The sequence below is a fragment of the Actinomadura chibensis NBRC 106107 genome, assembly GCF_001552135.1.
GTDB lineage: Bacteria > Actinomycetota > Actinomycetes > Streptosporangiales > Streptosporangiaceae > Spirillospora > Spirillospora chibensis.
Window position 1 is genome coordinate 46,047 of record NZ_BCQP01000022.1, and the last position, 13,888, is coordinate 59,934.

At 76.0% G+C, this 13,888-nt stretch carries 10 protein-coding genes; 5 read left to right on the forward strand and 5 right to left on the reverse strand.

Translation table 11 applies throughout. From position 1 onward, the window contains the following. Nucleotides 1-151 precede the first annotated feature (151 nt). Genes ACH01S_RS13670 through ACH01S_RS13675 form a run of 3 tightly spaced genes read left to right on the forward strand, consistent with a single transcriptional unit; the run spans nucleotide 152 to nucleotide 2,187 of the window. Nucleotides 152-943, forward strand: coding sequence for an aldo/keto reductase (locus ACH01S_RS13670; RefSeq protein ID WP_246237244.1), 792 nt, complete (start codon nucleotides 152-154; stop codon nucleotides 941-943). A gap of 52 nt (nucleotides 944-995) precedes the next feature. Next, nucleotides 996-1,214 carry a hypothetical protein gene (locus ACH01S_RS43475; RefSeq protein WP_148344839.1) on the forward strand — a complete coding sequence of 73 codons (219 nt, stop codon included), beginning with the start codon at nucleotides 996-998 and terminating at the stop codon, nucleotides 1,212-1,214. Nucleotides 1,215-1,257: 43 nt separating this feature from the next. After that, entirely contained in the window at nucleotides 1,258-2,187 is a 930-nt protein-coding gene (locus ACH01S_RS13675) for a ribokinase (RefSeq protein WP_067890366.1), read from the forward strand. On the opposite strand, the gene ACH01S_RS13680 is transcribed toward ACH01S_RS13675, so the two are convergent. Continuing rightward, the gene (locus tag ACH01S_RS13680; RefSeq protein ID WP_067890369.1) at nucleotides 2,184-2,630 is read right to left on the reverse strand and encodes a PH domain-containing protein; all 447 of its coding nucleotides are present in this window, start codon (nucleotides 2,628-2,630) and stop codon (nucleotides 2,184-2,186) included. The two genes, ACH01S_RS13675 and ACH01S_RS13680, sit on opposite strands and share 4 nt — an antisense overlap. A gap of 63 nt (nucleotides 2,631-2,693) precedes the next feature. On the opposite strand from ACH01S_RS13680, the gene ACH01S_RS13685 reads away from it, so the two are divergent. Continuing rightward, nucleotides 2,694-3,647: a Ppx/GppA family phosphatase gene (locus tag ACH01S_RS13685; protein ID WP_067890372.1), complete on the forward strand. Its 954-nt coding sequence runs from the start codon at nucleotides 2,694-2,696 to the stop codon at nucleotides 3,645-3,647. A gap of 110 nt (nucleotides 3,648-3,757) precedes the next feature. Then, the gene (locus tag ACH01S_RS13690; RefSeq protein WP_067890374.1) at nucleotides 3,758-5,926 is read left to right on the forward strand and encodes an MMPL family transporter; all 2,169 of its coding nucleotides are present in this window, start codon (nucleotides 3,758-3,760) and stop codon (nucleotides 5,924-5,926) included. A gap of 28 nt (nucleotides 5,927-5,954) precedes the next feature. Here the strand turns inward: ACH01S_RS13690 and ACH01S_RS13695 are convergent, their stop codons facing one another. From ACH01S_RS13695 to imuA', 4 genes are read right to left on the reverse strand one after another with little or no spacing between them, the layout of a single operon-like run. After that, nucleotides 5,955-8,129, reverse strand: a complete 2,175-nt coding sequence (locus ACH01S_RS13695) for a protein kinase domain-containing protein (protein ID WP_246237242.1) — start codon at nucleotides 8,127-8,129, stop codon at nucleotides 5,955-5,957. A gap of 51 nt (nucleotides 8,130-8,180) precedes the next feature. Continuing rightward, a complete protein-coding gene (locus ACH01S_RS13700) occupies nucleotides 8,181-11,459 on the reverse strand; it encodes an error-prone DNA polymerase (RefSeq protein WP_067890377.1) in 3,279 nt (1,092 codons plus the stop codon). A 25-nt stretch (nucleotides 11,460-11,484) separates the two neighbouring features. Next, on the reverse strand, nucleotides 11,485-12,996 hold the full coding sequence (locus tag ACH01S_RS13705) for a DNA polymerase Y family protein (RefSeq protein WP_067890379.1): 1,512 nt from the start codon (nucleotides 12,994-12,996) through the stop codon (nucleotides 11,485-11,487). Further along, nucleotides 12,993-13,820 carry a DnaE2-dependent mutagenesis accessory factor ImuA' gene (gene imuA' / locus ACH01S_RS13710; RefSeq protein ID WP_067890382.1) on the reverse strand — a complete coding sequence of 276 codons (828 nt, stop codon included), beginning with the start codon at nucleotides 13,818-13,820 and terminating at the stop codon, nucleotides 12,993-12,995. The genes ACH01S_RS13705 and imuA' overlap by 4 nt, the downstream gene beginning before the upstream one ends. Nucleotides 13,821-13,888: the final 68 nt, after the last annotated feature.

Genomic DNA, 13,888 nt, shown 5'->3' on the forward strand with positions numbered 1-13,888 from the left:
AGACGAGCCTATGATCAACGGCGCCCGCGCGGCGGCCCGCGGCGGCCCGCGATGTTCCGGTGCTGGTTTCCCGGGCACGATCGCCCGGATGGAGCGAGCGGAAGGGGGACACGTGAGCGTACCGGACGTTGATCTCATCGACGGGACCGCGATGCCGCAGCTCGGCTTCGGGGTCTTCCAGGCGTCGGACGAGGAGGCGGAGCGGGCGGTGCGGACCGCGCTTGAGCAGGGGTACCGCAGCGTCGACACCGCGTCCGCCTACGGCAACGAGGAGGGCGTCGGGCGCGCCCTGCGCGCCTCCGGCGTCCCGCGCGAGGAGGTGTTCGTCACCACCAAGCTCTGGAACGACGAACAGGGGTACGACAACGCGCTGCGGGCGTGCGACGCGAGCCTGTCCCGGCTCGGCCTCGACTACCTGGACCTCTACCTGATCCACTGGCCGATGCCGAGCCGCGGCGCCTATCTCGACACCTGGCGGGCGCTCGAAGACCTCAAGCGGGACGGCCGCGTCCGCGCGATCGGCGTCTCCAACTTCACCGTGGAGACGCTGAGCCGGATCATCGAGGAGGCGGACGTCGTCCCGGCCGTCAACCAGATCGAGCTGCACCCCTACTTCCAGCAGGACGGCCTGCGCGCCTTCCACCGGGACCACGGGATCCGTACCGAGGCGTGGGCGCCGCTCGGCCAGGGCCACGGGCTGCTGGACGACCCGGCACTCGACCGCATCGGCCGGAGCCACGGCCGCACCCCGGCGCAGGTCGTCCTGCGGTGGCACCTCCAGATCGGGAACGTGGTCATCCCGAAGTCGGTGACGCCGTCCAGGATCGCCGAGAACATCGACGTGTTCGGCTTCGAGCTGTCCCCGGACGACATGAAGGCGATCGGGGAGCTCGACCAGGGCACCCGCTTCGGCCCCGACCCGGCCGTCTTCGAGACGGCCTGACCGGCGACCCCGCCCGCATGCGCGGAGAGTCACGAAGCATAACGTTCCGTGCATGGGGGACGATCAAGAGAGCTGGAGCGGGCCGGACGGCCTGCGCGTGACGGCCGTACGCCTCAGCGGGGCGCACCGGGTGTGGGCCGAGTTCGCCGGAGTGCGCGGCGAGAGCGCCTTCCTCGTGACGCGGCACGGGGCGTTCGTCGGCCGCGGGTACTACCTGTCCGTGGCCGACCTGTCCGACGTGGTCGACCTGGCCGAGCTGCGCGCCCGGTGACGGGGGTTGCGCGGACGGCCCGCCGCGTGTAGTCGGTTGAACCGTGCGGACCAGCGGCAGCGGACGCCCGCGCGGCCACGACGTGGTCGTCGTCGGATCGGTCAACGCCGACCTCGTGGTCGGCGTCGAGCGGCGGCCCGGGCCGGGGGAGACCGTGCTCGGCTCCGACCTCGCCACGCACCCCGGCGGGAAGGGCGCGAACCAGGCGGTCGCGGCGGCCCGGCTCGGCGCCCGCGCCGCGCTCGTCGGACGCGTCGGCGACGACGGCCACGGCGGGCTGCTCCGCGCCGCCCTCGCCGCCGCCGGCGTCGACCTCGCCCACCTCGCCACCGCGCCCGGCGCGCCGACCGGCGTCGCGCTGATCACCGTCGGGCCGGACGGCGACAACAGCATCATCGTCTCGCCCGGCGCGAACGCCCGGGTCGGCCCGGCCGACGTCGCCGCCGCCCGCGCCGCGATCGCCGCCGCGGCCGTCGTGTCGTGCCAGCTCGAGGTGCCGCTGCCCGCCGTGGAGGCCGCCGCCCGGGCCTGCGCGGCGGCGGGGGCGCGGTTCGTGCTGAACCTGTCGCCGCCCGCGCCCGTCCCGGCCGGCCTCCTCGCCCACTGCGACCCGCTCGTCGTCAACGAGCACGAGGCCGCGTTCCTGCTGGGCCGGGACGGCCCCGGCGACCCGGCGGGCATGGCCGAGGCCCTCCGGCGGCGCGGCCCCCGCTCGGTCGTCGTCACGCTCGGCGCGGACGGGGCCCTCGTCTCCGCCGGGACGGAGCGGGTGCGCGTGCCGTCCCCGGAGGTGGCGGCCGTCGACACCACGGGCGCGGGCGACGCGTTCACCGCCGCGCTCTGCCTGCGCCTCGCCCGCGGCGACGATCTCCCGGACGCCGCCCGCTACGCGGCCCGCGCGGGCGCCGCCGCCGTCCGCGCGCCGGGCGCGCAGGGCTCCTTCCCCACGCCGGACGAGCTCCCCGGCCCCTAGCCCCGGGTGCGGGAGCGGATCCGGTACAGCTCGTCGGCCACGTCGTGGACGTCCTCGCCCAGGTCGAACGCGCTGAGCAGGTGCAGGTCGTCGGTCGTCTCGATCTCCAGCATCCGGGTGTGCAGCAGGAGGCGGCGGCGCTCGTCCACCCGGATGGCCGACACCTCGTCCCACGGGACGCGGCGGCGCCCCGCGTAGCCGGTCACGACCGTGACGCCCGCGGGGTCGGCGGCGAGCCGCACCGGTGCGACCAGGTCGCGCAGGGCGAGCGCGTTCAGCCCGACCGCGGCGGCGACCGCCAGGAAGAGGAACTGCGGGTCGTGGCTGTACAGGACGATCAGCGCCGTCACGGCCGCCGCCCCGGCGCACTTCACCGCCACGTGGCCGGGCGGCACCCGCCAGCGCCGTCCCCGCTGCCCGTCCATGTCCGTCTCCCCCCTCATGCCGACACCGTAGCCGCAGCGGTGACTGCCCGGGCCGGTGATACGTCCGATAGCGTCGTCGATATGCGACTCGGCGTGCTGGACGTGGGATCGAACACCGTTCACCTTCTGGTGGTGGACGCCCACGAGGGGGCGAGGCCGCTTCCGGCGTACTCCCACAAGGCAGACATGCGGCTCGCCGCCCACCTGGAGGAGGGCGACCGGCTGTCGGAGGAGGGCGAGGCGCTGCTGCGCGACTTCGTCGACGACGCGCTCCAGATCGCCGAGGACAAGGGCGTCGAGGACCTCGTCGCGTTCGCCACGTCCGCCGTCCGGGACGCCTCCAACGGCGAGGCGATCCTCGCCCGGATCCGGAGCGACAAGGCGATCGACATCCGCGCGCTGTCCGGCGAGGAGGAGGCGCGGCTGACGTTCCTCGCGGTGCGGCGCTGGTTCGGCTGGTCGTCCGGGCGGCTGCTCGTGGTGGACATCGGCGGCGGCTCGCTGGAGATCGCCTCCGGCCTGGACGAGGAGCCGGACGTGGCGTTCTCGCTGCCGCTCGGCGCGGGCCGCCTCACCCGCGACTGGTTCAGCGCCGACCCGCCGCCCCCGGACGAGGTCCGCAGGCTGCGCCGGCACGTCCGGGCGGAGATCGCCCGCCGGGTCGGGGACGTCGCCCGCTACGGGCCGCCCGACCACGCGGTCGCCACGTCCAAGACGTTCAAACAGCTCGCCCGCATCGGCGGCGCGGCGCCCTCGACGGATGGACCGTACCAACGGCGGATCCTGGCGAGCGCCGCGCTGACCGAGTGGGCCGACAAGCTCGCCGCCATGCCGTCGGCCGGGCGGGCCGAGCTGCCCGGCGTGTCCGAGCGGCGCGCCCCGCAGCTGCTCGCGGGCGCGATCGTCGCGGACGCCGCCATGGACCTGTTCGAGCTGACCGAGCTGGAAGTGTGCCCCTGGGCGCTGCGCGAGGGCGTCATCCTGCGCCGCCTCGACATGATCACCGACCGGCGGGCGCCGGACTTCGCTCGATGACAACTGTCATGGAGTGACCGGATCTGGCCTGCAAGACGCGATATGTCTTGCCGAGCCGGATTCGGCGGCGTAGAAGCGAACATCGGGCGGTCTCATCACTGGGGGTCCTGATGTCGCGCGCGTACAGATTCGCGTCCCTGCCCTGCGGACGCTGGGGCAAATGGGTCGTGCTGGTGCTGTGGATCGTCGTCCTCGGCATCTCCGTGCCGCTCGCCGGGAAGCTCACCGGCGCGCAGACCAACGAGGCGTCGGCGTGGCTGCCGAAGGACGCCGAGTCGACCCGGGTGGTGGACGCGTCCGAGCGGTTCGTGCCGTCCGACACGTTCCCCGCCGTCGTCGTCTACCACCGCGACGGGGGCCCGCTCACCGCCGCCGACCGGGCCAAGGCCGCCGCCGACGTGCCGCGCCTGCAGGCCGTCACGGGCGACCCGAAGGGCTCGGCGCCGCCCCGGCGGCTCGCCGTCAGCGTGCAGGGGCCGATCCCCGCGAAGGACGGCACCGCCCTGGAGACGATCGTCAACATCCGCGTCGGCAACGACGGCTGGGACCTGCTCGGACCCGCCGTCGACGACTACCGCGACATCGTCCAGAAGGGCGCCCCCGGCCTGGACGCGCACGTCACCGGCCCCGCCGGGTACGGCGGCGACTTCAGCAACGTGTTCTCCGGCTTCGACGCGACGCTGCTGTACGTCACCGCCGCCATCGTCATCGGGATCCTGCTGCTCACCTACCGCAGCCCGATCCTGTGGCTCGCGCCGCTGCTCTGCGTCGGGTTCGCGCTGATGGCGGCCGAGGCGGTGATCTACCTGCTGGCCGAGCACGCCGGGCTGACCGTGAACGGGCAGGCCGCGTTCATCCTCACGGTGCTCGTGTTCGGCGCGGGCACCGACTACGCGCTGCTGCTCATCGCCCGATATCGGGAGGAACTGCGGCGCCACGAGGACCGGCACGAGGCGATGGCGGTCGCGCTGCACCGCGCGGGCCCCGCGATCGTCGCCAGCGGCTCGACGGTCGCGCTCAGCATGCTGTGCCTGCTCGTCGCCACCCTCAACTCGACCAAGAGCATGGGCCCGGTCATGGCGATCGGCGTCGCCGTCGCGCTGCTCGCGATGGTGACCCTGCTGCCCGCGCTGCTCGTGATCTGCGGCCGCTGGATGTTCTGGCCGCGCCGTCCGAAATTCGGGACGGACGAGCCGACCGAGCGCGGCGTGTGGGCGCGGGTCGGCGGGGTCGTCGCCGTGCGCCCGCGGGTGACCTGGCTGGTCACGGCCGTCGTCCTCGGCGCGCTCGCCGCCGGGCTGTTCGGGCTGAAGACCGGCTCGCTGCCCAACAAGGACGCCTTCAGCACCGGCAAGCCCGACTCGGTCACCGGCGAGGAGGTGCTCGGCAAGCACTTCCCGGCGGGCAGCGGGTCGCCCGTCCAGGTCGTCGCGAAGGCGGGGACGCAGGACGCCGTCGCCGCCGCGCTCGCCCGCGTCCCGGACATCTCCGACGTCAAGCTCGCGGGCAGGAACCCGGGGCAGCCGTCCGGCGGGCTCGTCTACCTGGAGGGGACGCTCACCGCGCCGCCCGACAGCGACCGCGGGTTCACCGCCGTCCAGCGGGCCCGCGACGCCGTGCACGCCGTCCCCGGCGCGGACGCGGAGGTCGGCGGCGGGACGGCGGTCACGCTCGACATCAACCACGCCTCCCACCGGGACCAGAACGTCGTGATCCCGATCGTGCTGGTCGTCGTGCTGATCATCCTCGCGCTGCTGCTGCGCGCCGTCGTCGCCCCGGTGGTCCTCGTCGCGACCGTCGTGCTGTCGTACGCGGCGGCGCTCGGCGTCAGCGCGCTGATGTTCCACCACGTGTTCGGGTTCGCGGCGGCCGACCCGTCGTTCCCGCTGTGGTCGTTCGTGTTCCTCGTGGCGCTCGGCACCGACTACAACATCTTCCTCATGACCCGCGTGCACGAGGAGTCGAAGCGCGTCGGGATGCGGCGCGGCGCGCTGGTCGGGCTCGCCGCGACCGGCGGCGTGATCACCTCGGCGGGCGCGGTGCTCGCCGGGACGTTCGCCGCGCTCGGCTCGCTGCCGCTCGTGTTCGTCGCCGAGCTCGGCTTCACGGTCGCGTTCGGGGTGCTGCTGGACACGTTCGTCGTCCGGTCGGTGCTGGTCACCGCCCTGAACCTGGACGTCGGACGGCGCATGTGGTGGCCGAGCGCGCTGAGCCGCGCCGAGCCCGCGCCCGCCGCCGCCGCGCCGGAGGAGCCCGAACCGGCGGGCAGCCGCGACTAGCGGGGCGGGGACCGGCGGGGCGGGGGGACTAGCTCCAGCTCGGGTGGCCGAACGTGCGGCCGGCCGGGGTGACGACCTGGTCGCCGGTGCCGTCCGCGCGGACGGCGCGGACCACCGGCGACCCGACCGCGCCGCGCACGTAGCAGATCCAGCGGCCGTCGGCGGACCACGCCGGGTCCATGTCGTCCCCGCCCGTGGTCAAGCGCAGGGGCACCTGCCCTCCGGTGGAGTCCACCATCCAGATCTCGCTGCCGTCCGGGCCGCCCCGCGTGTAGGCGACCCTGGCCCCGCCGGGCGACCATTCCGGGTCGACCGAGCGGACGCCGTCCCTGGTCAGCCTCCGCCAGGTGCCGGGGTCGGTCGGGTCGAGGCTGTAGATCTGCTCGGGGCCGTCCCGCTTGCTCCAGAAGACGATCCTGTCCGAGGGCGCCCACATCGGGTCGTCCTTGTCCGAGGCGTCGTCGGTGAGCTGCTCGACCCCGCTCCCGTCGAGGGTGACCGTGAAGATCTGCCGGACGCCGTTCTTGCGGCCCATGTAGGCGAGGCGCGTGCCGTTCGGCGACCAGGCGACGCGCCCGCCCGCGATGTCGGTGACCTTCCGGGCGCCGGACCCGTCGGCGTTCATCACCCACGCCTCGTTCCCGCCGCCGTCCAGCCGCCGCGTGAACGCGATGCGGCGGTGGTCGGGGGACGGCTCGGGCAGGATGGCGCACGGCCGCCCGCGGTAGAGCGTCGTCAGCTTCCGCTCCGCCAGGTCGTACCGGCCGATGTCGGCGTGGCACGACTTCGGCCAGCCGGACGCGGTGTCGATCCGGACGAGCATCGACCCCGCCGGGAACCCCGCCACCGCGCCGTCGCCGGTGGCGCTGCCCCCGCTCCGCGGTTCGGACGCGTGGTCGAGGTAGTAGTAGACGCCCGCGGCCACGAGCGCGGCGACGACGACGCCCGCGACCGACGACAGGACGAACGTCCTGCGGCGGGACGGTCCGCCCGGCGCCATGGTCGGGGCCTGGCCGACCTGCTCGCGCTGCCAGTCCGCCGCCATCTGGGTGACGGGGCCCGGCGCGGGCGGGCCGGGCGGGGCGGGCGCGGGCATCGGCATGGGGGCGGGCGCGGTCACGTCCCGGTGGGTGACGGTCGGATCCCCGCCCGGCGGGGTGCTCGGCGTCCCGGCGGGCGGCGCCGTGGGCGTCTCGACGGGCGGCGCGACCGGGGCGGCGACAACGGGATCGGCGACGCGGGTCTCGGCGGGCGGGGCCGTCCACATCTCGCCGAGCTCGGAGGTGACGGCCGCCTCCCCGGCGCCGCCGACCAGGGAGAGCAGCAGGTCGCGGGCGCTCGGCCGCTGCAGCGGGTCCTTGCGCAGCGCCGCCCGGACGATCCCCGCGAGCGGGGACGGCAGGTCCCCGATCTCGGGCTCGGCGTGCACCGCCCGCGCCGCCATCACCTGGAACGAGCCCTGCCCGAACGGGTTGCGGCCGCTCGCCGCGTACGCCACGAGGCAGCCCCAGGCGAACACGTCCACGGCCGGGGTGACCTGCTGCGTCATGATCTGCTCGGGCGCGATCCAGCCGGGGGTGCCGACGACCACGCCGGTCCGGGTGTGCGCGGACGCCATGTCCAGCGCGCGGGCGATGCCGAAGTCGATCACGCGGGGGCCGGAGATGGACAGCAGCACGTTGCTCGGCTTCAGGTCGCGGTGCACGAGTCCCGCGCTGTGGATGGCGACGAGCGCGGCGGCCACCCCGACCGCCACGCCGTGCAGCATCCCCGGCGACAGCGCGCCGTTCTCGCTGACGTGGTCGAGCAGGGACGGCCCGTCGATGTACTCGGTGACCATGTAGGCGAGGCCCTGGTCCTCGCCGTGCTCCAGCACCTGCGCCGTGCAGAACGACGCGACGCGCTGGGCGTTGGCCGCCTCGTCGTGGAACCGGGCGAGGAACGTCTGGTCGCCCGCGAGCGCGGACCGCACGACCTTCACCGCGACGGCCCGGCCGTCCGGGCCGCGGCCGAGGTAGACCGCGCCCATCCCGCCCTCGCCGACCTTGGCCTCGATCCGGTACCGGCCGATCCGCGTGGGCTCGTCCGGGCGCAGTTCGCTCAGCGAGGCTCGCGGCCCGTCCATGGAGTTCACCTCTCCGCCCGCGAGCCGCGTCTTGGCGGCCGCCCACGCGAGCGGCACGCGGCCCCAACCGTCCTCCATACGATGGCAGAGGAGGCCACGAGGTTCTAGCGGACGCGGGACGTCCCGCGATCAATGGAAGTTGCGGGCCCGCACCCGGCCGGGGACGGGCAGCCGCCGCAGCCGGGTCGCGCGGACGTTCGCGACCCCGTCGGCGCGCTCCAGCCGCCCGCTGACCAGCAGCGCCTGCGCGTCGACGGCGAGGCCGCGGTGCCGCTCGAACACCTGCGGCGGGCACACCACGTTGACGATGCCGGTCTCGTCCTCCAGCGTCATGAACACGATGCCGCCCGCGGTCGGCGGCCGCTGCCGGTGCGTGACCAGGCCCGCGACGACGACGTTCGTCTCGCCGGGCGTCGCGGCCAGCCGGGTGGACGACAGCGCGCCGAGTTCGTCCAGCGCGTCCCGGACGTGCGCGACCGGATGCGTGCTCGACACCCCGGTCGCCCACAGGTCGGCGAGCGTCTCCTCGATCGGCGTCATCGCGGGCAGCGCGGGCGCGGCGGCGCCGGGCGTCACGCCCTCCAGCCGTCCCGGGCCGGAACCGGCCAGCGCGCCCGCCGCCCACAGCGCCTCCCGCCGGGTGAGCCCGAACGCGTCGAACGCGCCCGCCGTGGCGAGCGCCTCCAGCGCGCCCGCCGACAGCGGGACGCGCCGGGCCAGGTCCTCCATGCTCGCGTAGGGGCGTCCGGCGGCGATCGCCTCCGCCGTGTCGTCGCCCAGGTTGCGGATGCCGGACAGCCCGAGCCGGATCGCGGGCTGCGGCTCGGCGGGCGCGTGCGGATGGTCGGAGACGACCTCGACCGCCTCCTCCAGCGTCGGGTGGACGCCGCTGGCGTTGACGTCCACGCCCCGGACGACGACGCCGTGCCGCCGCGCGTCGTTGAGGAGGCTCTGCGGGCTGTAGAAGCCCATCGGCTGGTTGCGCACCAGCGCGGCCGTGAACGCGGCCGGGAAGTGCCGCTTCAGCCAGGCGCTCGCGTACACCAGGTGCGCGAAGCTCTGCGCGTGCGACTCGGGGAACCCGAACCCGGTGAAGCCGAGGATCTTCTCGTACACGCTCTCGGCGACGTCCGGGGGGATGCCGCGCTCGGCCATCCCGTCCAGCAGGCGGCGGCGGAGCCGCTCCACCCGCTCGGGCGCCCGCTTCGCGCCCATCGCCTGCCGGAGCGCGTCGGACTCGGCGGGCGTGAACCCGGCGCAGTCGACGGCGAGCTGCATCATCTGCTCCTGGAACAGCGGGACGCCGAGCGTCCGCGACAGCGCGGGCTCCATCAGCGGGTGCGGGCAGTCGGCCGGTTCGAGCCCCTTGCGGCGCCGCAGGTACGGGTGCACCGACCCGCCCTGGATCGGGCCCGGCCGGATCAGCGCCACCTCCACCACCAGGTCGTAGAACTCGCGGGGGCGCAGCCGGGGCAGCGTCGCCATCTGCGCCCGCGACTCGACCTGGAACACCCCGACCGTGTCGGCGTCGCACAGCATGTCGTAGACGAGCGGGTCGTCCGGCGGGATCGACTGGAGGTCGTGGCGGCGGCCGTGGTGCCCGGCCACCAGGTCGAAGCAGTCGTGCAGGGCGGCGAGCATGCCGAGGCCGAGCAGGTCGAACTTCACGAGCCCGGCCGCCGCGCAGTCGTCCTTGTCCCACTGCAGGACGCTGCGGTTCGGCATCGTCGCCCACTCGATCGGGCAGATCTCGCCGACCGGGCGGTCCGCGATGACCATGCCGCCGGAGTGGATGCCGAGGTGCCGGGGGAGCCGCAGCATCCGGTCCGCCAGCTCCATGACCGGGCCGGGGACGTCGGCCTCCGAGCCGACCGGGTCGCGCGGGTCGATGCCCTTGGACCAGGCGTCCTGCTGGCCGGGGGAGAAACCGAGCGCGCGGGCCGCGTCCCGGACGGCCATCCGCGGCCGGTAGCTGATCACGTTCGCGACCTGCGCGGTGCACTCGCGGCCGTACTTGTCGTAGACGTACTGGATGGCCTCCTCGCGGCGGCGGTGCTCGATGTCGAGGTCGATGTCGGGCGGGCCGTCGCGGCCGGGGGACAGGAACCGCTCGAACAGCAGGCCGTGCCGGACGGCGTCCACGCCGGTGATGCCGAGCGCGTAGCAGACCGCCGAGTTGGCCGCCGAGCCGCGCCCCTGGCACAGGATGCCCTTGCTCCGGCAGAACTCGACGATGTCGTGGACGATCAGGAAGTACCCGGGGAAGCGGAGCTGCTCGATGACGTCCAGCTCCTTGGCGATCTGCTCGTACGCCCCGGACACCCGCTCCCGCTCCGGCGGCCCGTACCGCTTCAGCGCGCCCTCCGCGACCAGGTGGCGCAGCCAGGTCGCCTCGGTGTGCCCGTCCGGGACGGGCCAGTCGGGCAGGCGGGGCGCGACGACGTCGAAGTCGAACAGGCACTCGCGCGCCAGCGCCACCGTCCGCTCCAGGACGCCGGGGAACCGGGCGAGGCGCCGCGCCATCTCCGCGCCGCTGCGGACGTGCGCGGTGCCGCCCGCCGGGAGCCAGCCGACCATGTCGTCGAGGCCCCGGCGGGCGCGGACGGCCGCCAGCGCCTGCGCCAGCCGCGCGTCCGGGCCGGGGGCGGCGAAGTGGACGTTGTTGGACGCCACCGCGTCCACGCCGACCCGGCGCGCCAGCTCGAACAGGACGTCGTTGCGGTGGTCGTCGTCCGGCTGGTCGTGGTCGACCAGCTCGACGAACACGTTGCCGCGGCCGAACATGGCGATCAGGTTCCGCAGCTCGCGTTCGGCGGCGCCGGGGCCGTCCGCCTCCAGCGCGGCGGGGACGGGGCCCTTCCGGCAGCCGGTCAGCACCGCCCAGTGCCCGCCGTGCGCGCCCGCCAGCGCGTCGAGGTCGTAGACGGGGCGGCCCTTGCGCCCGCCCGCGAGCTGCGCCGCCGTGATCGCCGAGCAGAGCCGCGCGTAGCCGGGCGCGCCGCGCGCGAGGACGAGCAGGTGGCGCCCGGCCGGGTCGGGCTCGCCGGTCTGCGGTCCGGGCAGGCCGAGGCTCAGCTCCGAGCCGAAGACCGTCCCGATGCCCGCGTCGCCCGCCGCCTGCGCGAACTGGACCGCGCCGTACATGCCGTCGTGGTCGGTGATCGCCATCGTCCGGACGCCGAGCCGCGCGGCCTCCGCGACGAGCGAGGCCGGGTCGCTGGCGCCGTCCAGGAAGCTGAACGAGGAGTGGACGTGCAGCTCCGCCCACGGAACGTCCTCGTCGGGCGGCTCGGGGCGGGGCCGGGCGTCGGGCGGCTCCGGCTCGTCCGGCGCCCGGCCGGACGGCCGCCACGACAGCCGCTCCTCGAACTCCCGCCACGGGATCGGCGGGTTGTGCCAGCCGGTCATGGACGCCCCCTAGTCATGGACGGCCCTAGTCATAGACGGCCTCGACGTGCCAGCGCCCGCCCTCGACGGCGAGCAGGTAGGCGGCGCCGTCGTCGGTGGTGACCTGGAAGCGGGCGCGGCGGCGCGCGCGGTCGGCGTCCCACCAGCGCTCGTCGACGGGCCACGGCCCCGTCCAGCCGGTGACCGCGGACGGGCGGCCCCGGAGCGCCAGCGTCGCGGGCGGCGCGGACACCTCGCACCGCGCCGACACCACCACCGCCGCGCCGGAGGCGTCGGCCAGCTCCACGTCGGGCGGCACCGGCGGGACGACGGCGGGCGCGGGCCCGGTGATCCGGCCCGGCCACGGCCCGTCCGGCCGCCCGCCGGGGGCGAGGTCGCCGACCGGCACCCGGACGACCCGCTCGCCCGGCCCGCGCCCGCCGACCAGCACCGGGCGGGTGACCCCGTGGTGGCCGAGCAGCGCCTGGATCCGGTCGGCGGCCCGCGCGATCCGGTCGGTGACGGACGTGCGGCCCCACAGCCCCTCCTGCCGCCCCTCGTCCGGGACGAGCTGGTCGGGCGCCAGCTCCAGCCAGGTCACGCCGCCCCACACGGCCTCGGCGTCGGCGGGCTGGTGCGCCGACAGCTGCCAGCGCACCCGCTCGGCCACCGCCAGCGCGGACAGCCCGTCGTGCCGCCACAGCCGCCGCAGGACGCGGCCGTCCGCGAAGCCGACCGCCGCCTCCAGCCGGACGCACGCGAGCCCGCCCGCCGCGAGCCCCGCGTGCAGCTCGCCCGCCAGCCGCTTCGCGGCGAACACCACCTGCTCGGCCCGTTCGGCGGGCGGGTCGAACCCGGTGCGGACCGACAGGTCGGCGGTGGCGCGCGCGGGCGCGAGCGGGCGCGGCTCCTCACCGCGCGCCAGCCGGTGGGCGAGCGCGCCGTCCGCGCCGAACCGGCCCGCGACGTGCCCGGACGGCAGCGCAGCGAAGTCGCCGAGCGTCTTGATCCCGAGCCTGCGCAGCAGGTCGGCGAGGTCCGGGCGGTCCAGCACCGACAGCGGGTACGGGGCGAGGAACGCCGCCGCGCCGCCCGCCGGGACGACGACGCCCCCGTCCCCGGCCCGCGCCGCGAGCTCGGCGGCGAACAGGCCGTCGGCGACGCCGGAGCCGCAGTCGTGCCCGGCCTCGACCACCGTGTCCTGGACGAGGACGCGCAGCGCCTCCTCGCCCCCGTAGAACCGGGCCGGGCCGCGCGCCGCGAGCGCGCACAGCCCCGGCCGCACCACCTCCACCCGGGGCGTCAGCGCCGCGACGGCCTCGGCGACGGGCTCGAACAGCCGTCCCTCCGCGTCGGCGTCGCGCTCGCGCACCACGAGCCCGGGGCAGCGGCGCTGCGCGTCGCGGAGCCGCTGCCCGCGCCGCACGCCCGCCGCCCGCGCCGCCGCCGTGCACGCCGCGACCTGTCCCTGGACGACCGCCGCCCCCGGCGTCGCGGCGTCGATCCCGACCGCCGTCGCGGGCCAGTCGGGGCACCACACCACCAGGACGCGCGTCACGCGATCCCCTCCTCGACCCGCTCCTCGACCCGCTCCTCGACCCGCTCCTCGACCCGCTCCTCGACCGCGACCCGGACGGGACGCGGCCCGCGCGGCGGGTGGACGGGCGCGCCGTCCGCGACCGCGCCGGGCACCAGCTCCAGCGGCGGCCGGACGGCCTCGTCCGGCCGGACCGTGCCGTCGGGCGCGGGCAGCCAGAGCGCGGCGCGCCGCCCGGCGCCGGGCGCGTCGCGGCCCTCGGCGACGACCTGGACGCGGCGGCCGGTGAGCCGCCCGTGCCCGTCGCCGAGGCCGTCCCAGACCGCGTCCTCCACGTGCAGGCGCAGCCGGACGCCGGGCCACTCGCGGGCGAACGCGCCGGTCAGCGTGAGGACGCAGCCGTGCCTGCGGGCGAGCGCCGACAGCCGCCGCACGGCCGCCGCCCCCGGCCGCTCCGGCGGGCACAGCAGCACCAGCTCGACGGCCTCGCAGAGCGCGGCGACCACGTCGGGCCAGCGGTCGCCCGGGTCGTCGACGAGCAGGAGCCGCTCGGGCGCCGCACCCATCCCGGCGGCGGCGAGGACGCCGAAGCCGGGGACGCCGACCACCCCGCACCAGCCGCCCTCGCCGTCCTCGCCGCCGTGCCGGGACACGCCCGCGACGAGTGCCAGCCCGAGCGACGCCGCGCCCGGCCCGCCGAGCCCGACGACCGAGCCCGGCCGCAGCCCGCCGCCCGGGACGACGGTCCGCAGCGCGGGCAGCACCGGCACCGCCGCCGGCGCCGAGAAGGCGCCCGGGGCCGCGCCCAGCGCGGCCGCGAGGTCCCGCGGCGCGGCCTCCGGCACGGTCGTCCCTCCCCTCTCACGCCCCACCGCACAATCTCGAACACAGGTTCGACGATTGTCAAGTTCTC